At 72.7% G+C, this 21087-nt stretch carries 18 protein-coding genes; 10 read left to right on the top strand and 8 right to left on the bottom strand.

Features of this window, described 5'->3' with window-relative positions:
* Together IE269_RS37880 and IE269_RS37875 are read left to right on the top strand one after the other, a co-directional pair.
* Window positions 1–630 (top strand): methionine adenosyltransferase domain-containing protein (locus IE269_RS37880; RefSeq protein WP_189827861.1); only part of this gene is annotated, 630 nt, incomplete at its 5' end.
* 392 nt (window positions 631–1022) lie between these two features.
* Window positions 1023–3179, top strand: coding sequence for a primosomal protein N' (locus tag IE269_RS37875; protein WP_189827860.1), 2157 nt, complete (start codon window positions 1023–1025; stop codon window positions 3177–3179).
* Window positions 3180–3514: 335 nt separating this feature from the next.
* Here the strand turns inward: IE269_RS37875 and IE269_RS37870 are convergent, their stop codons facing one another.
* Entirely contained in the window at window positions 3515–4135 is a 621-nt protein-coding gene (locus tag IE269_RS37870; protein ID WP_189827859.1) for a hypothetical protein, read from the bottom strand.
* 331 nt (window positions 4136–4466) lie between these two features.
* Here IE269_RS37870 and fmt point away from each other — a divergent pair, with 331 nt between their 5' ends.
* The 8 genes from fmt (at window position 4467) to IE269_RS37830 (ending at window position 15999) form a co-directional block, all read left to right on the top strand.
* Window positions 4467–5408, top strand: coding sequence for a methionyl-tRNA formyltransferase (gene fmt, locus IE269_RS37865; protein ID WP_189827858.1), 942 nt, complete (start codon window positions 4467–4469; stop codon window positions 5406–5408).
* Window positions 5409–5639: 231 nt separating this feature from the next.
* Window positions 5640–7022 carry an RsmB/NOP family class I SAM-dependent RNA methyltransferase gene (locus IE269_RS37860; RefSeq protein WP_229898555.1) on the top strand — a complete coding sequence of 461 codons (1383 nt, stop codon included), beginning with the start codon at window positions 5640–5642 and terminating at the stop codon, window positions 7020–7022.
* Between the two features lie 144 nt (window positions 7023–7166).
* A complete protein-coding gene (rpe, locus tag IE269_RS37855) occupies window positions 7167–7853 on the top strand; it encodes a ribulose-phosphate 3-epimerase (RefSeq protein WP_189827856.1) in 687 nt (228 codons plus the stop codon).
* A 151-nt stretch (window positions 7854–8004) separates the two neighbouring features.
* The gene (locus IE269_RS37850) at window positions 8005–9018 is read left to right on the top strand and encodes a sugar-binding transcriptional regulator (RefSeq protein ID WP_189827867.1); all 1014 of its coding nucleotides are present in this window, start codon (window positions 8005–8007) and stop codon (window positions 9016–9018) included.
* A gap of 305 nt (window positions 9019–9323) precedes the next feature.
* Window positions 9324–12173: a pyruvate dehydrogenase (acetyl-transferring), homodimeric type gene (gene aceE, locus IE269_RS37845; protein ID WP_189827855.1), complete on the top strand. Its 2850-nt coding sequence runs from the start codon at window positions 9324–9326 to the stop codon at window positions 12171–12173.
* Window positions 12174–12676: 503 nt separating this feature from the next.
* Complete coding sequence (locus tag IE269_RS37840; RefSeq protein WP_189827854.1) at window positions 12677–14119, top strand: GuaB1 family IMP dehydrogenase-related protein; 1443 nt, start codon at window positions 12677–12679, stop codon at window positions 14117–14119.
* 119 nt (window positions 14120–14238) lie between these two features.
* The gene (locus tag IE269_RS37835; protein ID WP_189827853.1) at window positions 14239–14895 is read left to right on the top strand and encodes a response regulator; all 657 of its coding nucleotides are present in this window, start codon (window positions 14239–14241) and stop codon (window positions 14893–14895) included.
* 237 nt (window positions 14896–15132) lie between these two features.
* Window positions 15133–15999, top strand: a complete 867-nt coding sequence (locus IE269_RS37830) for an RNA polymerase sigma factor SigF (protein ID WP_189827852.1) — start codon at window positions 15133–15135, stop codon at window positions 15997–15999.
* A 97-nt stretch (window positions 16000–16096) separates the two neighbouring features.
* Here the strand turns inward: IE269_RS37830 and IE269_RS37825 are convergent, their stop codons facing one another.
* The 7 genes from IE269_RS37825 to IE269_RS37795 form a co-directional block, all read right to left on the bottom strand.
* Window positions 16097–16480, bottom strand: a complete 384-nt coding sequence (locus tag IE269_RS37825; protein WP_229898548.1) for an ATP-binding protein — start codon at window positions 16478–16480, stop codon at window positions 16097–16099.
* 67 nt (window positions 16481–16547) lie between these two features.
* A complete protein-coding gene (locus IE269_RS37820) occupies window positions 16548–16973 on the bottom strand; it encodes an STAS domain-containing protein (RefSeq protein WP_189827850.1) in 426 nt (141 codons plus the stop codon).
* A complete protein-coding gene (locus IE269_RS37815) occupies window positions 16970–18217 on the bottom strand; it encodes a PP2C family protein-serine/threonine phosphatase (protein ID WP_189827849.1) in 1248 nt (415 codons plus the stop codon). Before IE269_RS37815 ends, IE269_RS37820 begins: the two co-directional genes overlap by 4 nt.
* Complete coding sequence (locus IE269_RS37810; protein WP_189827848.1) at window positions 18214–19317, bottom strand: SpoIIE family protein phosphatase; 1104 nt, start codon at window positions 19315–19317, stop codon at window positions 18214–18216. Before IE269_RS37810 ends, IE269_RS37815 begins: the two co-directional genes overlap by 4 nt.
* Window positions 19317–19676 carry an anti-sigma regulatory factor gene (locus IE269_RS37805; RefSeq protein ID WP_308437012.1) on the bottom strand — a complete coding sequence of 120 codons (360 nt, stop codon included), beginning with the start codon at window positions 19674–19676 and terminating at the stop codon, window positions 19317–19319. Before IE269_RS37805 ends, IE269_RS37810 begins: the two co-directional genes overlap by 1 nt.
* Window positions 19677–19758: 82 nt before the next feature.
* Window positions 19759–20175, bottom strand: a complete 417-nt coding sequence (locus IE269_RS37800; protein ID WP_189827846.1) for an STAS domain-containing protein — start codon at window positions 20173–20175, stop codon at window positions 19759–19761.
* A complete protein-coding gene (locus IE269_RS37795; RefSeq protein ID WP_189827845.1) occupies window positions 20172–21053 on the bottom strand; it encodes an STAS domain-containing protein in 882 nt (293 codons plus the stop codon). The genes IE269_RS37800 and IE269_RS37795 overlap by 4 nt, the downstream gene beginning before the upstream one ends.
* Between the last annotated feature and the right edge of the window lie 34 nt (window positions 21054–21087).

Raw genomic sequence — 21087 nt, 5'->3', positions numbered from 1 at the left:
GTCGTCGTCTCCTCGCAGCACGCGTCCGACATCGACCTGGACTCGCTGCTCGCGCCCGACATCCGCGAGTTCGTCGTCGAGCACGTCCTCAAGCAGCTCGTCGAGGACGGCATCAAGCTGGACACCGAGGGCTACCGCCTCCTGGTGAACCCGACCGGCCGCTTCGAGATCGGCGGCCCGATGGGCGACGCCGGCCTCACCGGCCGCAAGATCATCATCGACACGTACGGCGGCATGGCCCGTCACGGCGGCGGCGCCTTCTCGGGCAAGGACCCGTCCAAGGTCGACCGCTCGGCCGCGTACGCGATGCGCTGGGTCGCCAAGAATGTCGTGGCCGCCGGTCTCGCGGCCCGCTGCGAGGTCCAGGTCGCGTACGCGATCGGCAAGGCCGAGCCGGTCGGTCTCTTCGTCGAGACCTTCGGCACCGCCACCATCGACACCGACCGGATCGAGCACGCCATCGCCGAGGTCTTCGACCTCCGCCCGGCCGCGATCATCCGCGACCTCGACCTGCTGCGCCCGATCTACGCGCAGACCGCCGCGTACGGCCACTTCGGCCGTGAGCTGCCCGACTTCACGTGGGAGCGCACGGACCGCGTGGAGGCCCTGAAGAAGGCCGCGGGCCTGTAGAGCCTCACAGTCCTCGCTTGCGCGACGGCCCCGGACCGCTGGAACGCGGTGCGGGGCCGTCGCGCTTTTCCGTACGTACGCAAAAGCCGTGGGCGGACGGTCAGTCGGGCCCTAGGCTGGGCGCAGCCCGGTGCGCAGACGAGCGGATACTTCTTGGGCGCAAGCCCTCGCGGGTTCGAATCCCGCCGCCGGTTCCTTCGGGGCCGGTGTGGCCGAGTGGACCAAGGCACGAGACGCCCTGCGGGGCGTGAGCCGCTTGTCGCTCGGATCTCGGGCGTTTCCCGAAGTGGAGGGAACCTGATTCATTTCGTGCCGGCGATACGGCGAATTCGGGCGGTGCGGGGCAGGCTCGGACAGGTCGGTTGTCAGAGGGGGGTGGTAACTATGGGGCTGTGAGCAGCAACGACGAGCAGGAGCAGGAGCAGAGTCCGGTGGAGGGGCCGCCCGAGCAGCTTGCGCTGATGCGGGAGTTCCTTCGGCACGAGAAGCAGGTGCCGAAGGCCAAGCCGAGGACCTGGCGGGGGGCGCCGCTGGCCAAGGAGCTGCCCGTCGCGCGGGTCATGGTGAACAAGGGTGTGCTGCATCTCGACCGGTACTTCGACTACGCCGTGACCGAGGAGCTGGACGCCGAGGCGCAGCCAGGGGTGCGGGTGCGGGTGCGGTTCGGGGCCGGGGCGCACCGGGTGCGGGACGGGCGCAGGGAGGGCGGGGGGCTCATCGACGGGTTCATCGTCGAGCGGGTCGCCGAGTCGGACTACCACGGGCCGTTGGCCGCGCTCGCGCAGGTGGTGTCGCCGGAGCCGGTGCTGAGCGCGGAGCTGCTGGGGCTGGCGCGGGCGGTCGCCGACCGGTACGCGGGGAGCCTGGCGGATGTGCTGCAGTTGGCGATTCCGCCGAGGAACGCGAAGGCGGAGAAGAAGGAGCTTCCGGCGCCGCTGACCCCGCCCGGGGTGCCTGAGGCGGGGAGTTGGGGGCGGTACGAGCAGGGGGCGGCCTTTCTGGACGCGCTGGCCCGTGGGGGCGCGCCCCGGGCCGTGTGGACGGCGTTGCCGGGGCCGTTGTGGGCCGAGGAGATCGCGCGGGCGGTCGGGGCGACGCTTGCTTCCGGGCGGGGGGCTGTTGTCGTCGTGCCGGACGGGCGGAGTGTGGAGCGGGTGGACGCCGCGCTCCGTGGAGTGCTCGGGGAGGGGCGCCATGCGGTACTCACCGCCGATGCCGGGCCGGAGAAGCGGTACCGGGAGTGGCTCGCCGTACGACGCGGGGCCGTGCGGGCGGTGGTGGGGACCAGGTCGGCGATGTTCGCGCCGGTCCGGGACCTGGGGCTGGTCGTGGTGTGGGACGACGGGGATTCCAATTTGAGCGAGCTGCATGCTCCGCTGCCGCATGCGCGGGAAGTGCTGGAGCTGCGGGCGACGCTCGACAAGTGCGCGTTCCTGCTGGGGAGTACGAGCTGCACGGTCGAGGCCGCGCAGCTGGTGGCCGGCGGGTGGGCGCGGCCGTTGGCGGCCTCCCGGGAGCAGGTGCGCAGGGCTGCTCCGCTCGTACGGACCGTGGGCGACCAGGAGTTGGCGCGCGACGAGGCGGCGCGGGCCGCGCGGCTGCCGAGCCTGGCCTGGCAGACCGTGCGGGAGGGGCTGAAAACCGGTCCCGTGCTGGTGCAGGTGCCGAGGCGTGGGTATGTCCCGAGGTTGGCGTGCGAGCGGTGCCGGACGCCCGCCCGGTGCCGGCACTGTGCCGGGCCCCTGGAGGCCCCGGACGCGCGGGACTTGCAGTGCGGGTGGTGCGGGCGGACCGAGAGCGAGTGGCGGTGCGTGGAGTGCGGGTTCAACCGGCTGCGGGCGCAGATCGTCGGGGCGCGGAGGACGGCCGAGGAGCTGGGACGGGCGTTTCCGGCGGTGCCGGTGCGGACCTCGGGGCGGGATCACGTGCTGGACGTGGTGCCGGGGGCTCCGGCGCTGGTCGTGAGCACGCCGGGGGCCGAACCGGTGGCCGAGGGCGGGTACGCGGCGGCGCTGCTGCTCGACGGGTGGGCCATGCTCGGGCGGCCCGACCTGCGGGCCGGGGAGGACGCGCTGCGGCGGTGGATCGCGGCGGCCTCTCTGGTGCGGGGGCAGGAGGCGGGCGGGGTCGTGGTCGTCGTCGCCGAGCCGACGCTGCGGCCCGTGCAGGCGCTGGTGCGGTGGGACCCCGTGGGCAACGCACAGCGGGAGTTGGCTGAGCGGGCCGAGCTGGGGTTTCCGCCGGTGTCGCGGATGGCGGCGGTCAGCGGGCGCGCGGAGGACCTGGAGGAGTTCCTGCGGGTCGCGGAACTGCCCGTGGAGGCGGAGGTGTTGGGGCCGATCCCGCTGCCGGTGACGGAGGCGGGGAGGCCGCGGCGGGCGCAGGATCCGCCGGTGGGGGAGCGGTGGGAGAGGGCGCTGGTGAGGGTGCCGCAGGGGAAGGGGGCGGCGTTGGCGGGGGCGTTGAAGGTGGCGCAGGCGGCGCGGATGGCGAAGGGGGGTGGGGGAGAGGGGGTGCGGATCAGGGTGGATCCGCCGGACATCGGGTGAGGGGTGGGGCGGTGGGCCGGTGGCCGGGGGTGCGGGCCCTCGGGCCGGGAGGGGGCGGGCCGGTACCGGGGGGTGCGGGCCCGGGCCGGTGGCGAGAGGGCCGGAACGGGGCTGGGCCCGGATCGGGCGTACCGCCCCCTTGCCCGCCCGTTCCGCCCCCGGGGGGGGGCGGCCCCGCCGCCCAAGGGGGCTAGGGGGAGGGAAGGGGGGCGGCTTCACAGCCAGGGGCAGGGGGCCCCTGCCGGGAGGGAGCAGGGGGAAGGCCCCTGCCGGGAGGGGGCAGGGAGAAGGCCCCCGCCGGGGGTGGGCGGGGGCCTTGGAGGGGAGGAGGGGGGTCAGCCGTTGCGGGGGCTGGGGAAGGGGGGTGGCGTGGGCCGGGACTCCTCGCGGAGCGACTGGCTGGAGGCCGTCGGCTGCGGCGGCATCGACCGAGCAGCGGGAACCGCCGGAAGCATCCCCGGCATCGTCCGCGTCACCGTCGGAGCCGGCGCGGTCGTGACCGCCCCGTTCGACGCCGCCGCGGGGGAGGCGGGGGAGATCGAGCCCCCGGAGGACGCGGTGTCCGCGCTGGTCGGGTCCTGGGTGGCCCCGGCCGCGGACTGTGCGGTCGCCCGGCGCGCACCGTACCGGCGGTGCACCGCCTGCTTGGTGACCCCGAGCGCCGAACCCACCGCGTCCCACGAGAATCCGAGCGAGCGGTCGAAGTCCACGGCGGCGGTCACCAGGGTCTCGACGCTGTCCCGCAGTTCCTGCGCGAGGCGGACGGTCGGGGCAGGGGCCCGCCCGTACACGACGAAGCCCGTGGAGGGACCCGATCGGCGCGGGCGGTAGACGTTGCCCAGCTGGGCGGTGAGGGTACGCAGTGCGTCCACCTGCCGGCGGACCCGCTCGATGTCCCGTACCAACAGGTGCAGGCTGGCCCGCGCTTGGGCGTCATGGGTTGCGTGGTCGGCCATGAAAAAGCCTCTCGAACCGGCGTTGAATGAAGAAGGACGAAGAAGGACGGGGCCGTCAGGTCGACGACCCGTTTCGGTCAATCTCTTTTGACCAACGCGCCACCCGGTGTTGTGGTCACGCTCCAGGGGCGTGTCCGCATATGCGCGGGGCGCACGGACATGCGTACGCCCCCGGCCGCCGGAGCGTTCGAAGCCGCCGGGGCGCGGGTGGGTCCGCTGCCGTTGACGCCCGCCGGGGCGGTCCGGGGGACACGCCCATAGACTGGTGCGCTGCCCGCGTCCGCACCGCCGCCGGGCCGTTCATTCGCCCGAACGAGAGGCTCGTACCCCCATGAAGCTCGTCTTCGCCGGCACCCCCGAGGTCGCCGTCCCCGCTCTGGACGCCCTGATCGCCTCGCGGCACGAGGTGGTCGCCGTCGTCACCCGGCCCGACGCCCCGGCCGGGCGCGGTCGGCGCCTCGTCGCGAGCCCCGTCGCGGAGCGTGCGCAGGAGGCGGGCATCGAGGTGCTCAAGCCGGTGAAGCCGCGCGACGAGGAGTTCCAGGCGCGGCTGCGCGAGATCGGCCCGGACTGCTGCCCGGTCGTCGCGTACGGCGCGCTGCTGCCCAAGTCCGCGCTGGAGATCCCCACGCACGGCTGGGTCAACCTGCACTTCTCGCTGCTGCCCGCCTGGCGCGGCGCGGCCCCGGTCCAGCACTCGGTGATGGCGGGCGACGAGGTGACGGGCGCTTCCACCTTCCAGATCGAGCAGGGGCTCGACTCCGGTCCCGTGTACGGGGTCATCACGGAAGACGTACGGCCGACGGACACCAGCGGTGACCTGCTGACGCGCCTCGCCTTCGCCGGGTCGGGGCTGCTCGTGGCCACCATGGACGGCATCGAGGACGGCTCGCTCAAGCCCGTTCCGCAGCCCGCCGACGGCATCACGCTCGCCCCGAAGATCACCGTCGAGGACGCACAGGTGGACTGGGCGGCGCCCGCACTGCGCGTCGACCGCATCGTGCGCGGCTGCACGCCCGCGCCCGGTGCGTGGACCGTCTTCCGGAACGAGCGGCTGAAGCTGGTGCAGACGGGACTGGTCACCGACCGCGCCGACCTCGCCCCCGGCGAGCTGTCCGCGGGCAAGAACAACGTGTACGTCGGCACCGGCTCGCACGCCGTCGAGCTGCTCTGGGTGCAGCCGCAGGGCAAGAAGCCGATGAAGGCCGCCGACTGGGCGCGCGGCGTACGCATCACCGCGGGCGAGCTCCTGACCAGGGCCGCGACCGCCTGACCAGGGCCGGGGCCGCCTGACCAGGGCCGGGGCCGCGACCGAGCGGGCCGCCCGCCGAGACAGACGTAACCTGAGGGGGAACCACCCTTCACCTAAGCGGAGCACCTTTTGAGCGACCAGAAGTCCCAGCAGAACCGTCCCCGCAAGCAGGGCGGGCCGGGCAAGCAAGGCCACCAGGGCGGGCCGGGCAAACAGCCCTACAAGCCGCACCGCAAGCCCGACAAGGATCCCGTGCGCTTCCTCGCCTTCGAGGCGCTGCGGGCCGTCGACGAGCGGGACGCGTACGCGAACCTGGTGCTGCCGCCGCTGCTGAAGAAGGCCCGCGAGAAGTACGAGGGCTTCGACGGACGCGACGCCGCCCTCGCCACCGAGCTCGTCTACGGCACCCTGCGCCGCCAGGGCACGTACGACGCGATCATCGCGGCCTGCATCGACCGGCCGCTGCGCGAGGTCGACCCGCCCGTCCTCGACGTGCTCGCCCTCGGCGCGCACCAGCTCCTGGGCACCCGCATCCCCACCCACGCCGCCGTCTCGGCCAGCGTGGACCTGGCGCGGCTGGTGCTCGGCGAGGGCCGGGCGAAGTTCGTCAACGCGGTGCTGCGGAAGATCTCCCGGCAGGACCTGGACACGTGGGTGGAGCAGGTCGCCCCGCCGTACGACGAGGACGCCGAGCAGCACCTCGCCGTCGTGCACTCCCACCCGCGCTGGATCGTCTCCGCGCTCTGGGACTCCCTCGGCGGCGGCCGGGCGGGCATCGAGGACCTCCTGGAGGCCGACAACGAGCGGCCCGAGGTGACGCTCGTCGCCCGTCCCGGCAGGTCCACCACCGACGAGCTGCTGGACGTGCTGGGCGAGGAGTCCGGGCTGCCCGGCCGCTGGTCCCCGTACGCCGTACGGATGGCCGAGGGCGGCGAACCGGGCGCGCTGGAAGCCGTACGGGAAGGGCGGGCCGGAGTACAGGACGAAGGCAGCCAGCTCGTCGCGGCTGCCCTCGCGAACGCGCCCGTCGAGGGCCGCGACGAGCGCTGGCTCGACGGCTGCGCGGGCCCCGGCGGCAAGGCGGCGCTGCTCGCGGCGCTCGCCTCCGAGCGGGGTGCGGTGCTGCTGGCGTCGGAGAAGCAGCCGCACCGGGCGCGGCTCGTCGAGCAGGCGCTCGCCGGGAATCCGGGCCCGTACCAGGTCATCGCCGCCGACGGCACGCGCCCGCCGTGGCTGCCGGGGACCTTCGACCGCGTCCTGATGGACGTGCCGTGCTCGGGTCTCGGCGCGCTGCGGCGCCGTCCCGAGGCGCGGTGGCGGCGTCGGCCGGAGGACCTGGAGGGCTTCGCTCCGCTCCAGCGGGGGCTGCTGCGGGAGGCCTTGAAGGCCGTACGGATCGGAGGCGTGGTCGGGTACGCGACGTGCTCGCCGCACCTCGCGGAGACGCGGACCGTCGTCGACGACGTGATCCGGGGGCGGGGTGCGGGGAACGCGCCCTTCGAGGTGGAGTGGGTGGACGCCCGGCCGCTCATGCCGGGGGTGGCGGCGCTGGGCGACGGCCCTGACGTGCAGCTGTGGCCGCATGTGCACGGGACGGACGCGATGTACCTGGCGGTGCTGAGGCGTCTGGCGTAGGGAGCTCTTCCGCTGCCGCGAGCGGGAGTTCCGGCCCCGCACGGTCCCGGGAGGAACCACCTCCCCGGGACCTGCGGGACGGGTCCGTGCATCCGGGGCCCCGCCCCGTCCGTGAAGTGGTGGGCGGCATGGCAGTCTTGGGGCATGGCAGCGCAGATCAACCCCAGCATCCTGTCCGCGGACTTCGCCCGGCTCGCCGACGAGGCCAAAGCCGTCGAGGGCGCCGACTGGCTCCATGTCGACGTCATGGACAACCACTTCGTCCCGAACCTCACCCTCGGGGTTCCGATCGTGGAGTCGCTCAGCAGGGCCACGGACATCCCGTTGGACTGCCACCTGATGATCGAGGACCCGGACCGGTGGGCTCCGCAGTACGTGGAGGCGGGTGCCGGGTCGGTGACCTTCCACGCGGAGGCGGCGGCCGCCCCGGTGCGCACCGCCCGCGAGATCCGCGCCAAGGGCGCCCGCGCGTCCATGGCGCTCAAGCCGGCCACGCCCATCGAGCCGTACGAGGACCTGCTTCCCGAGCTCGACATGCTGTTGATCATGACGGTTGAGCCGGGGTTCGGGGGGCAGTCGTTCCTGGACATCATGCTGCCGAAGATCCGCCGTACCCGGCAGCTGATCGCCAAGCACGGGCTCGAGCTGTGGCTCCAGGTGGACGGCGGGGTTTCCGCGTCCACCATCGAGCGTTGTGCGGAGGCGGGTGCGGATGTCTTCGTGGCGGGTTCGGCCGTGTACAACACGGACGACCCGGCGGCCGCCGTGCGCATGCTGCGGCACCAGGCCGACGAGGCCACCGCGAAGGCTCCCTGGGCCTGCGCCCACTGAGCGTCGCCGCAGCGTCGGGGCGGCCACAGTAATAAGACGGCAAAATGAACGTGGGCCCACAGGGCTGATCAAGGTCCGTCGCATCTGACAGGATGAACGACGAACCATTGTGTGAAAGTGAACCAAGGTTAAGGAGATCGCGGTGTCTGCGATGTCAGCGGGCCGGTCGGCCATGCGGATGGGACCCGCTGAACTGGTGCAGGCGGCGGCCATGGCCCGCCGCTTCTACCTGGAGGGCAAGTCCAAGATCCAGATCGCCGAGGAGTTCGGCGTCAGCCGCTTCAAGGTGGCCCGGGTGCTGGAGACCGCCCTGGAGCGCGATCTCGTACGGATCGAGATCCGCGTCCCCGCCGAACTGGACGCGGAGCGTTCCGACGCCCTGCGCGCCCGGTACGGTCTGCGGCACGCGGTCGTCGTGGAGTCCCCGGCGGATGCCGCCGAGGACGCCCCCGATCCGGAGAACCTGGGCGAGGTCGCGGCCGACCTGCTGGGCGAGCTGGTGAACGAGGGGGATGTCCTCGGGCTGGCGTGGGGGCGCTCGACCATTCACATGGCTGCCGCCCTGCACCACCTGCCGCCGTGCACGGTCGTACAGCTCACCGGTGTGTACGACGCGGGGACCGCCGAGCGTGGCTCGGTGGAGGCGGTCCGGCGGGCCGCCCAGGTGTCGGGCGGTGAGGCGCACCCCATCTACGCGCCGATGCTGCTGCCCGATCCGGCGACGGCCGCCGCCCTGCGCAACCAGACGGGCATCGCCCGGGCCTTCGAGTACTTCGACAAGGTGACGGTGGCGTGCGTGTCCATCGGGTCGTGGGAGCCGGGGATTTCCACGGTGCACGACATGCTGACGGACGAGGAGCGGGCGCACTACGCCTCGCTCGGTGTCGCCGCCGAGACGTCCGCGCATCTCTTCGACGCGCAGGGGCGCCGGGTCGGCCGTGACCTCGGCGAGCGCTGCATCACCGTCGAGGCCGACCGGCTCCGCCGCATACCCGAGGTCGTCGCCATCGCGGGCGGGCTGCGCAAAGCGGCGGCCATCGACGCGGTGCTCCGCTCCGGACTCGTGACCAGCCTCGTCACGGACACCGCTGCCGCCGACTACCTGCTGAGCGCGGGCGGCCCGCCGCCGCGGCCGGCCCTGGACCGGGCCGACCCGGACGACTGAGGTACGGCGTGCAGTAGCGGGAAGGGGCGACCGGCATGATGCCGGTCGCCCCTTTTGTGTACCCAGTAATGATCGATGATCGATCATTACTGGGCGGTAACCGTTGACCGGGTCCCGGGCCGCCCCCTACGTTCGTTGGGCAGCGGAAAACAACTTCCGTTGAGTGGAAATCGCGTACAGGCGGCGGGAGTTGCCGCCTGATCGGGTCGGCCCATCCTGATGCCGCCCGAACGTCCGAGCCCCAGTGGCATCGCCCCATCGGGCGGCGTCCCGGCTCCACCCCGGAACGTGAAAGGGGATCACTCGTGTTCCGAGAGAACCTTCCCAGCCAGCTGGACCAGCTTCCCGACCAGGACCCCGCCGAGCTCGCCGAATGGCGTGAATCCCTCGATGCGGCAACGGAGTTCGGCGGTCCGCACCGTGCCGCCCACCTGGTCCGCCGGGTCGCCGGGCACGCACGGGCGACCGGCCTGGACGTGCCGGAGTTCCTGGAGACTCCGTACGTCAATACGATTCCCACCGCCGCCGAGCCCGACTTCCCCGGTGACGAGGCGCTGGAGGCCCGCATCACCGCGTGGAACCGGTGGAACGCCGCCGCCATGGTCACCCGGGGCAACCAGCGGGGCGGCCTCGGCGGGCACATGGCCACCTACGCCTCGGCGGCCTGGCTGTACGAGGTCGGCTTCCAGCACTTCTTCCGGGGGAAGGAGGGCGACGGGAGCGGGGACCAGCTGTATGTGCAGGGGCACGCCTCGCCCGGCGTGTACGCGCGGGCCTTCCTCGAAGGGCGCATCGGGGAGGGGCAGTTGGACCTCTTCCGGCAGGAGGCCGGAGGGAAGGGGCTGCCGTCGTACCCGCATCCGCGGCGGTTGCCGTGGCTGTGGGAGTTCCCGACCGTGTCGATGGGGCTCGGGCCGCTGTCGGCCGTCTACCAGGCCCGTTTCAACCGGTACTTGCATGCGCGGGGGATCAAGGACACGTCCGGGTCCCGGGTGTGGGCCTTCCTCGGGGACGGGGAGATGGACGAGCCCGAGGCCACGGCGGCGCTCGCGCTGGCGGCCCGGGAGCGGCTCGACAACCTCACCTTCGTGGTCAACTGCAACCTCCAGCGCCTTGACGGCCCGGTCCGCGGCAACTTCAAGATCGTGCAGGAGCTGGAGCGGCAGTTCCGGGCCGCCGGCTGGAACGTCGTCAAGTCGCTGTGGGGCGGCGCCTGGGACGAGCTGATCGCCCGGGACGTCGACGGGGCGCTCGTCCGCAGGCTCGGCGAGGTGCCGGACGGGCAGTTCCAGACGTACGCCGCGAGGGACGGGGCGTACGTACGGGAGCACTTCTTCGGTGCGGATCCGGCGCTGCGGGCCATGGCGGAGGGGCTGAGTGACGCGCGTATCCAGGAGATCTTCGGGACGTCGCGCGCCGGGCACGAACCGCGCAAGGTGTACGCCGCCTACCGTGCCGCCGTGGAGCACGAGGGGGCGCCGACCGTGGTGCTCGTGCAGACCGTGAAGGGGTGGACGCTGGGGCCCGGCTTCGAGTCGCGCAATGCCAACCACCAGATGAAGAAGCTGTCGGGCAAGGAGTTCCGGGCGATGCGGGACCTGCTCGAACTCCCCATCCCCGACAGTGCGTTGAGCGGGGACGAGGTGCCGTACTGGCATCCCGGCAACGACTCGCCCGAGGCGCGGTACCTGCGGGACCGGCGGCATGTCCTCGGCGGGCCCGCACCCGCCCGCAGGGTGGTGGGCAGGCCGCTGCCCGCGCCCGCGGACAAGCCCTTCGAGCTGCTGAAGAAGGGGTCGGGGAACCAGGAGATCGCCACGACCATGGCCTTCGTCCGGCTGGTCAAGGACCTGATGCGGGACAAGGAGACGGGGCGGCGCTGGGTGCCGATCGTGCCGGACGAGGCGCGGACCTTCGGCATGGAGTCGCTGTTCCCGACGGCCGGGATCTACTCGCCGCTGGGGCAGACGTACGACCCGGTGGACCGCGACCAGCTGCTGTACTACAAGGAGTCGGGTGACGGGCAGATCCTCAACGAGGGGATCACCGAGGCCGGTTCGCTGGCCTCGCTGACGGCGGCGGCGACCTCGTACGCCACGCACGGCGAGCCGATGATCCCCTTCTATATCTTCTACTCGATGTTCGGGTGGCAGCGGACGGCCGATCAATTCTGGGCGCTGGGCGACCAGTTGGGGCGTGGGTTCGTGGTCGGGGCCACCGCCGGGCGGACGACGATGACGGGGGAGGGGCTGCAGCACGCCGACGGGCACTCGCACCTCATCGCGTCGACGAATCCGGCGGCGATCTCGTACGACCCGGCGTTCGCGTACGAGGTCGGGGTGATCGTCAAGGACGGGCTGCGGAGGATGTTCGGGCCGGACGCCGAGGACGTCTTCTACTACCTGACCGTCTACAACGAGACCGTGAAGCAGCCGCCGATGCCGGAGGGCGTCGAGGAAGGCATCCTGCGGGGGCTGTACCGGTGCAAGGAGGCGGAGAGCGGAGGGGCGCCGGTGCAGCTGCTGGCGTCCGGGACCGCCATCCACTGGGTGCTGCGGGCGCAGCAACTGCTCGCCGAGGAGTGGGGGGTCGCCGCCGACGTGTGGTCCGCGCCGTCGTGGACGGAGCTGCGGCGCGAGGCGATGGACTGCGACGCGGCGAACCTGCGGGCGGTCATGGCCGGGGACGGCGGCGAGCGGCGGATGCCGTACGTGACGCGGGCCCTGGCCGGGGTGCCCGGACCCGTGGTCGCGGTCAGCGACTGGATGCGGGCCGTGCCGGACCAGATCAGGCCGTGGGTCGAGCAGGAGTGGTTCTCGGTGGGCACGGACGGCTTCGGCCTCTCCGACAGCCGGGAGAACGTACGGCGGTACTTCGGCGTCGACGCGGAGTCGGTGGTGGTCGCTGTGCTCGGGGTGCTGGCGGGGCGCGGGGAGATCGACGCGGGGGTCGTACGGGAGGCGGCGGCCGGGTACGGGCTGCTCGACGGGTCCGGCGCTGCGGCTCCCGCTTCCGCCCCCGCTCCTGAGGAGATCTACGCCTCCCCGCTGGTGCGCAGGCTGGCGGCGGCGGAGGGGGTCGACCTCGGGCGGGTCCGGGGGACGGGGGTCGGAGGGCGCGTCCGGCGGGAGGACGTGCGGGCGTCGGCCGGCTGATACGGGGGCGCCCGGAGGGGAAGGCGGGTTGCCTGTCCGGGGCTCCTGGCGGAGGCTGCGCCTCCCGGATCCGGGTGCCCGCCAGGGGGCTCCTGACTGCTGGGCTCCGGGGCCCTGGCAGAGGTCGCGCCTTCCGGGCCTCCGGCAGGGGATGCGCCCTCGGGCTCCGGGGTCCGGCAGAAGGCGCGCCCTGCCAGGGGCCGGGCGCTGGTCCCGTGCCCGGGCAGCCTCCAGGACCGGCAGTCCGCGCCGTTGTGCCCGGGCGTCCTCTGGCCCCGGGTGCCGCCCTCAGCCCCGAGGACCCGCCTCGGCCGGGCAGCCCGCGCCCCCCGGCCCGCCCGGACCCGTACGCGCTCTTGGAGCATCGGCCAGGAGGAATTCGGTGCACCTGGAGGATCCCCCCAGGGCACAAACCCGGACACTCGTGGGACAATCAAGTACGTGCGTTTTCCCCCGGGCTGAAATGCCCCGGGGCCAACACCGAACGACTGGATGTTCCGCGCGTGCGTTTCCTCAACGATCTCAAGCCGCCGTACGACCTCACGTACGACGACGTCTTCATGGTGCCGAGCCGCTCCGCGGTCGGTTCCCGCCAGGGTGTGGACCTCTCCGCCCCCGACGGCACCGGCACCACGATCCCGCTGGTCGTCGCCAACATGACCGCCATCGCGGGCCGCCGCATGGCCGAGACGCTGGCCCGCCGCGGCGGGCTCGTCGTCATCCCGCAGGACATCCCGATCGAGGTCGTCACCGAGGTCGTGGCCTGGGTGAAGACCCGCCACCTCGTCCTCGACACGCCGATCGTGCTGGCCCCGACCCAGACCGTCGCCGACGCCCTGTCGCTGCTGCCCAAGCGGGCGCACAACGCCGGTGTCGTCGTGGACGGGGAGCAGCGGCCCATCGGTGTCGTGACCGACCAGGACCTCGCCGGGGTGGACCGCTTCACCCAGCTGTCCGAGGTCATGTCCAAGGACCTGGTGCTCCTCGACGCGGACATCGACCCGCGCGAGGCCTTCAACAAGCTGGACGCCGCCAACCGCCGCTACGCCCCGGCCGTGGACGCCGAGGGCCGCCTCGCAGGCATCCTGACCCGCAAGGGCGCGCTGCGCGCCACCCTCTACACCCCGGCCGTCGACGCCAACGGCAAGCTGCGCATCGCCGCCGCCGTCGGCATCAACGGCGACGTCGCCGGCAAGGCCAAGCAGCTCCTCGACGCCGGTGTCGACACCCTCGTCGTGGACACCGCGCACGGCCACCAGGAGTCGATGATCGCCGCGGTCAAGGCCGTGCGCGCCCTCGACCCGCAGGTCCCGATCGTGGCGGGCAACATCGTCGCCGCGGAGGGTGTCCGGGACCTCATCGAGGCCGGTGCCGACATCATCAAGGTGGGTGTGGGTCCGGGTGCCATGTGCACGACCCGCATGATGACCGGCGTCGGCCGGCCGCAGTTCTCCGCCGTCATGGAGTGCGCCGCCGAGGCCAAGAAGTTCGGCAAGCACGTGTGGGCCGACGGCGGTGTCCGTCACCCGCGCGACGTGGCGATGGCGCTGGCCGCCGGTGCGTCCAACGTGATGATCGGTTCCTGGTTCGCCGGTACGTACGAGTCCCCCGGCGACCTCCAGCAGAGCGCCGACGGCCGCTGGTACAAGGAGTCCTTCGGCATGGCCTCCGCCCGCGCGGTCAAGAACCGCACGAGTGAGGAGTCGGCCTACGACCGCGCTCGCAAGGCGATCTTCGAAGAGGGCATCTCGACGTCCAGGATGTTCCTGGACCCGGCCCGCCCGGGCGTCGAGGACCTGATCGACTCGATCGTCGCCGGTGTGCGGTCCTCCTGCACCTATGCCGGTGCGGCCTCCCTGGAGGAGTTCGCCGAGAAGGCGATCGTCGGTGTGCAGAGCGCCGCCGGTTACGCCGAGGGCAAGCCGCTGCACGCCAGCTGGAGCTAGTCCCCGTCCGTGCCGTACGGGCCCGCTTCCCCGCGACAGGGGAGGCGGGCCCGTTCCGTTTCCCGGGGGCGGGATAGCGTTCCCGGGAAACACGAGGACGGAAACGCGGGGGAGCCGAAGTGATCCGGGTGCTGCTGGCCGACGACGAAGCGATGATGCGGGCCGGAGTGCGGGCCATCCTCTCCTCGGCGGACGACATCGAGACCGTCGCCGAGGCCGGTGACGGGCACGAGGCCGTCGAGCTCGCCCTCAAGCACCGGCCCGACGTCTGTCTGCTCGACATCCGGATGCCCCGCCTCGACGGGCTCCGGGCCGCCGAGGAGCTGCGCACGCTCCTTCCGGAGACGGCCGTCGTGATGCTGACGACGTTCTCCGAGGACGAGTACATCGCGAGCGCGCTGGGCTCGGGCGCCGCCGGGTTCGTCCTCAAGTCCGGGGACCCGCGCGAACTGGTCTCCGGGGTGCGGGCCGTCGCCGAAGGCGGCGCGTACCTCTCCCCGACGGTCGCCCGCCGCGTCCTCACCCACTTCGGCACCGGACAGCTCGGCCGGCGGACCGCCGCCCGCACCCGCATCGCCGAACTCACCGCCCGGGAGCAGGAGGTGCTCGCCCTCGTCGGGGCGGGGCTCGCCAACGCCGAGATCGCCCGCAGGCTGCATGTCGTCGAGGGCACGGTGAAGGCGTACGTCAGCCAGATCCTCGCCCGGCTCGACGTCAAGAACCGTGTCCAGGCGGCGATCCTCGCGTACGAGGCGGGACTTGTCGGCGAGGAGTGATCCGCCCCCCGGCGAGGTGTGACCCGCCCCTCCGCGAGGAGTGACCCGCGCCGCCGTTCGTGGCACGCTGGGGGAAAGGCCGGTTTGGGGCGACTTGATGCGGGGAGGCGGTGGTAAATCCGCGATGTGAAGGTGGTGTTGAATAAATTAGCGGTGCGTGACCACGAATGGCTGGCTGCCCTCCGGGTACACGCGCCCTTGCGCTGATACACCGATGAAGGGGAGGACACCGTGTCCATGGCGACCGCAGTCCCGACGGGAACCACGCGGGGAGTGACCGAGACCGCACCGGCGGAGCAGGAACTCCCGTACGTGGCGAACCCGTCGGAGGTAGCCCCGAAGGACGCCCGTGAGCTGTCCAGGCTTTTCTTTGCCCGGCTCGCAGTCCTCGAAGAGGGCACGCACGAGTACCAGTACGCCCGCAACACCCTGATCGAGCTGAACCTGGCCCTGGTCAAGTACGCCGCGACCCGCTTCCGCAACCGCGCCGACCAGATGGAGGACATCGTCCAGGTCGGCACGATCGGCCTGATCAAGGCGATCGACCGGTTCGAGCTGACCCGCGAGGTCGAGTTCGCCACCTTCGCCATGCCGTGCATCGTCGGCGAGATCAAGCGGTTCTTCCGTGACACCAGCTGGTCGGTGCACGTGCCGCGGCGCCTCCAGGAGCTGCGGATAGACCTCGCGAAGGCGTCCGACGTGCTGTTCCAGCAGCTCGACCGGGCCCCCACGACCAGCGAGCTGGCCGCCTACCTCGACATGGAGGAGGACGAGATCGTCGAGGGTCTCGTCGCCTCCAACGGCTACACGGCGGGCTCCATCGACATCCCGCTCGACGACGGTGCGGACTCCGGTGCGCAGACCCTCGCGGACCGGCTCGGCGACACCGACGCCGACATGGAGATCGTCGAGAACATCCAGGCGCTCAAGCCCCTCATCGACGAACTGGACGAGCGCGACAAGCGCATCCTGAGCATGAGGTACGGCGCGGAGATGACGCAGTCGCAGATCGGAGCCGAACTGGGCGTGTCCCAGATGCAGGTGTCCCGGCTGCTGACGCGCATCACCAAGCGGCTGCGGGAAGGACTGCTCACCCAGGAGTGAGTGCAGGGGAAGGGCCCGGACTCCGTGGTGGGGTCCGGGCCCTTCTTGCGTCCCGCCCGGTTCGTCGCGTCCGGCCCGGTTCGGTACGGTCCCGGCTTCAGCAGGCCGCGTCCGCAGGCCGCGACCAGGTCGCCCGTACCCGCTTGCCGTCCGGCAGGGGACGTACCTCCACATGACCCGCGAGCCGCTGCACCATGTGCCAGCCGAAGCCGCCGCCGCCCGCGAAGTCCGGCTCCCGGGGGACGGGCGGCTCCCGGCTGGAGTCCTCCATGTCGACCACCAACTGGCCCGGGCCGACGCGCAGCCGCAGCCGCCACCAGCCGGAGGTGTGCCGCACGGCGTTGGTGACCAGCTCGCTCACCACCAGCAGCACCGCGTCGAGATCCGCCCAGGGACAGTGCTGGGCGAGATACACGGCGGCGGCGTCTCGGGCGGATGCGCTGTCTCCCTGCGCTCCTTGTGGCGAATCCAGGACAACCACGGGCGGCTCCTCAGTCATCAACCGCTCGCATACCCCGACATCCTCCTCTCATGGCCCCTGTCCTCGTTCAGTTGCGCACGCTGTCGGCGAACGCCGCTTCGGGGTCGGCGTAGGTGCGGAAGACCTCGTCCAGGCCGGTGATGCGGAATATCTTCGCCACCATCGGCGTGATCCCGGTGACGACGATCTCCGCGTCCGCGGCCTGCGCCACCTTGCGGGCGATGATCAGCATCGTCACGCCGCTGGAGTCGAAGAAGGTCACCTCGGCCAGGTCCATCACCATGAGGTCGCCGGGGTCGAGCGCGAGCCGGTTCAGCGCGGTGCGCAGCCGGGGCGAGTTGTCGAAGTCCAGGTCGCCCGCGACGGCCAGCACCACGCCGGCGTCACGGCTGCGGACGTCGACGGTCAGCTTCCGGGCGGGGGAGAGGTCGTGCCGGGGGGCGGGGTCGTGCGTGGGGGAGGGGCCGTGCGTGGGGGAGAGGTCACTGTTCATGCGCTGTCCTCGCGGGTTCTGCGTACGGTCAGGGCCACGGTGTCGTCGGGATGCAGGATCACCGTGTGCATGTCTGCGGCGATCGCGCCGGGGATCTTCTCTATGGGCAGGTGGCGGTGGGCGCGGGCGGCCTCCAGGAGGCGCTGCTCGCCCTCGCGGGGGTCCCGGCGGCTCTCGGTGAGGCCGTCGGTGTACAGGACCAGGAGGTCGCCGGGGGCCAGCTCGTCGTACAGGAGCTGTTCGCTGCCCGGCAGCGGGTAGCCGATGCCCCGGCCGCGCACCTCCCGGAACTCGGCGCTGCCGTCCTCGCGGACCAGCAGGGCGGGCGGATGGCTGCCGTTGGCGAGCGAGAAGGCGCCGCTCGCCGGGTCGATCCGCATCAGCAGGACGGTCGCCATCAGGTCCCGGTCGAAGGGCAGCAGGATCTCGTCCGTACGGGCCACGATCGACTCCAGCGGGTGGCCCTCCAGCGCCAGGGTGCGCACCGCGTGGGTGACGTTGAGGGCGCTGCGGGTGCTGGTGACGCCGTGGCCGAGCGCGTCGACGAGGGTGATGTGCACCCGGCCGTCGGGCAGCAGGAACCAGTCGTAGAGGTCGCCGCCGGTGGGCGCGTCGGTGCCGGCGGGTTCGTAGTGCACCGCCATCTCCAGCCCGGGCACCCGCACCGGCGAGGGCCGCAGGGCGTCCTCCAGCTCGCGCAGCATCTGGCCGTGCGCCCGTCTCAACTGCTCGTCCCGCTCCTCCAGTTGTACGTAGAGGGCGAGCACCCCGCTGTTGGTCTCGGCCAGTTCGTGCTTGAGCCGCTTGTGGTCCTCGGCGAGGGTGTCCGCGCGGGCGACGGCGGCGCGCAGCTCCTCCTCCAGGAGTTCCGTCGTCGCGGGCGTCCCCCCGGGCCGGGCCGGGAGCGGGGGCCCCGGGTGCGGCAGCCGCCACACCGCCGCCGAGCCCGGCAGCCGCTCGGCGGGCAGCGGGAGGTCCCGCAACGCCTGCATCGAGGGCGGGCGCGGGGCCAGCGGCGTGCGCAGCCGCACGGTGAGGACCTCCTCCCCGTCCTGCGGGTCGGCCTCCCGGGAGGCGTGCAGGGTGACCGAGCGGCCCGCGCCCAGCTCCCCCGCGGCCACCTGCGTCACCGCCAGCGCGAGCCGGGCGCGCTGCTCCACCGGCAGGTCCAGCTGGTGGGCGAGGCGGCGCAGGGTGGTGCGCAGCCCGGGCAGGGAGTGGTGGGTGGTGCTGTGGGGGATCATGCGTCTCTCTTCGGAGCGGCCGCGGGGCCGCTCGGCGGGGTCGGGGCACCGGTCGCGAGCACCGTGGCGTCGTCGCGGCTGCGCCGGAAGTCGTGGGCGAGCGCGGCCACCAGCAGCGGCGGCGGCAGGCGCAGCAGGAACGGCGACGGGTCGTGCGTCCAGCGCGGGTCGACGCCGTCGCTGTGCAGGACCAGCGTCGAGCCCGGCGGCACCGGAATCCGGCGCACCCGGGGCTGCGGCATGTTCCAGCCGACCACCCCCGGCTGCCCGGTGGCCCGGGAGTGCACCCCGTCGAAGCCGACCGTCTGGGCCCGTACGTTGCCCACCGAGCAGTGGTCGGCGTCCCCGTCGGGCCGCAGCCGCAGCAGCCCCACGGCCGCGCCCCGGGTGTGCCGCAGTGCCCGGTGCAGGGCCAACAGCAGCTCAGGAAGCGGCAGTTGAGGGTCGCGGTGGAAGGTGCGCAGTGCGGCGCCGGTGGCTTCGGCGGCGCTGTCGCCGTGCCCGAGACCGTCCACGACCGCCACCGTGCGCCGCCCGTCCCCGGTGTCGGCGACCGCCCAGCCGTCGCCGCAGTGCTGCTCGCTCTCCAGCGGCAGGCACAGGGCCGCCAGATCGGGGCCGGCGGGCGGCGGGGCCCCGGGGGCGAAGACACGGGCGCAGATCAAGGTGCCCGCGCCCGGCCTCGTACGCAGAGTGAACTCGGAGGCGATGCGGCGGGCCGCGCCGAGGCCCGCGCCGAGGGTTTTGGTGGTGGTCCAGCCGTCGGTGAGGGCGGCGTCCAGGTCAGGGATGCCGGGGCCGCGGTCGGCGGCGACGATCTCCACGCCGGGGCGCAGCGGCAGCGGCTGCACGAACACCGAACCGTCCCTCGCGTGCTTGGCTATGTTGGCGGCCAGTTCGCTGGCGAGGACCGCCGCCCGGTCGGGCAGCGCCCCCGGCAGTCCGCAGTCCACGGCGATCCGGCGGGCGGTGGTGGCGGCCAGGTGGACGGCGCTGTAGTGGTCGATCCGGATGCGGGTGGAGACGGGTGGCGTCGGCGTGCCCAGGGTCCCGGTCCCCTGGGGGGCCCGGGCGCCGGGTGTCCCCGCCTCGCCCCGCATCAGCGTCCGTTCCAGCGGGTGGCGACGACGGTGGTGCCCTCGCCGGCGTCACTGTCCACCGCGAACTCGTGCATCAGCCGCCGGGCCCCGCCCAGGCCGTGGCCCAGGCCCGCCCCGGTGGTGTAGCCGTCGGTGAGCGCCGCCTCCAGGTCCGGGATGCCGGGTCCCTCGTCGCGCATGGTGAGCCGCAGACCGGTGCGGGCGCCGTCGCGCACCAGCTCCACGGTGAGGCTGCCGCCGCCGCCGTGGATGTAGGCGTTGCGGGCCAGTTCGCTGGCGGCGGTGACGATGCGGGTCTGGTCGACCAGGCCGAAGCCCGCCTCGACGGTGGCCGACCGTACCGCATGACGGATCGTCAGAAGGTCTTCCTCGGTGACGACTTCGTACGTCGAGGCGCCGGGCGCCTCCGATCCCCGGGCGCCCGCGCCCCTGGTGAGCTGTTCATCGTAGAGAGACACGAGGGGCCTCCCCGGAAGGCTGGGGCATGCGCTGCCAGCCCAGCGCGACGAGACCCGCCTCCGCGTTGAGGGCGGTCTCCACGCCGGTCAGTCGCAGTCCGAGTTCGACCAAGGTGATCGCCACGGCCGGCCGCATGCCCGCCACGATCACCCGGGCGCCCAACAGCCGTGCCATGGTGGTGAGTTCCATCAGCGTACGGGCGACGAACGAGTCGATGAGTTCGAGCCGCGAGATGTCGATCAGCACGCCGCGCGCCGAGTCGGCGACGATCCGCTCCGTCAGCTCGTCGGTGAAGGCCACCGCCGACTTGTCGTCCAGCTCGTTCAGCAGACCCGTCACCAGCACGTCGCCGAGCCGCAGGATCGGCACCCCGCCGTCCCGGGGGTAGGGGGTACTCACGGACCCGCCGGTGCGTACGGCGTCGGGGCCGAGCTCTGGTCGGTGAGGCGGACCGCCGCGGCCAGCGCGTCGGCCAGCGTCGAGCGGGTCAGGATGGTGGACAGGTCGATGCCGAGCTGGGCGATGGTCTGCGCGATCGGCGGCCGGATGCCGGAGATGACGCAGTCCGCGCCCATCAGCCGTACCGCGTTGACGGTGTGCATCAGGTGCTGGGCGACGGCGGTGTCGACGGCCGGGACGCCGGTGATGTCGATGATGGCGACCTTGGCCTCGTTGTCCTGGATGGCCTGGAGGAGGTTCTCCATCACGACCTGGGTGCGGGCCGTGTCCAGGGTGCCGATCAGCGGGACCGCGAGCACGTCGTGCCACAGCCGCACGACCGGCGTGGACAGCTCCATCAGCTGCCGCGACTGCCGCTGGATGATCTCCTCGCGGCCCTCGACGTACGTCTCGAAGGAGAGCGCGCCCGCCGCGTCCAGCAGCCGGTTGACCAGTACCGCCGCCCGGAACAGCTCGCTCGCGTCCCGGGTGGTGTGCTGCACCGCCTCCAGGAGGGCCTCCTTGAGCGAGAGCACCGCGAGGGACGTCGCCGTGGGGGTGGCGCCCGCGCGGGCCCGGCGCAGCGACAGCTCTATGACCGTTCTGCGCAGCTCGTGCTGGGAGGCCACCAGCCGCTGCACGGGCACGTCACTGGCGAGGCCCGCGCCGAGGGCGGCGATCAGCAGGTCCGCCTCCTCGCGCAGTTCGTGCTCGCCCAGGTCGCCGCCCGGGTTCGACTGCTCCAGTTGAAGCCGGACCCAGCGATCCGCGATCTCCTGCTCCCGTTCGCGCAGGGCGTCCAGAAGGCGTTCCCGCACGGTGGTCTCGCTGGTACTCAACCCTCACCTCTCGCCGTTGGCATCGCTTGCCGGG

Source organism: Streptomyces spiroverticillatus (assembly GCA_014650415.1).
GTDB classification, from domain to species: domain Bacteria; phylum Actinomycetota; class Actinomycetes; order Streptomycetales; family Streptomycetaceae; genus Streptomyces; species Streptomyces spiroverticillatus.
Note: the sequence above shows the minus strand (reverse complement) of the source record. Positions and strands in the feature narration are given on the sequence as shown.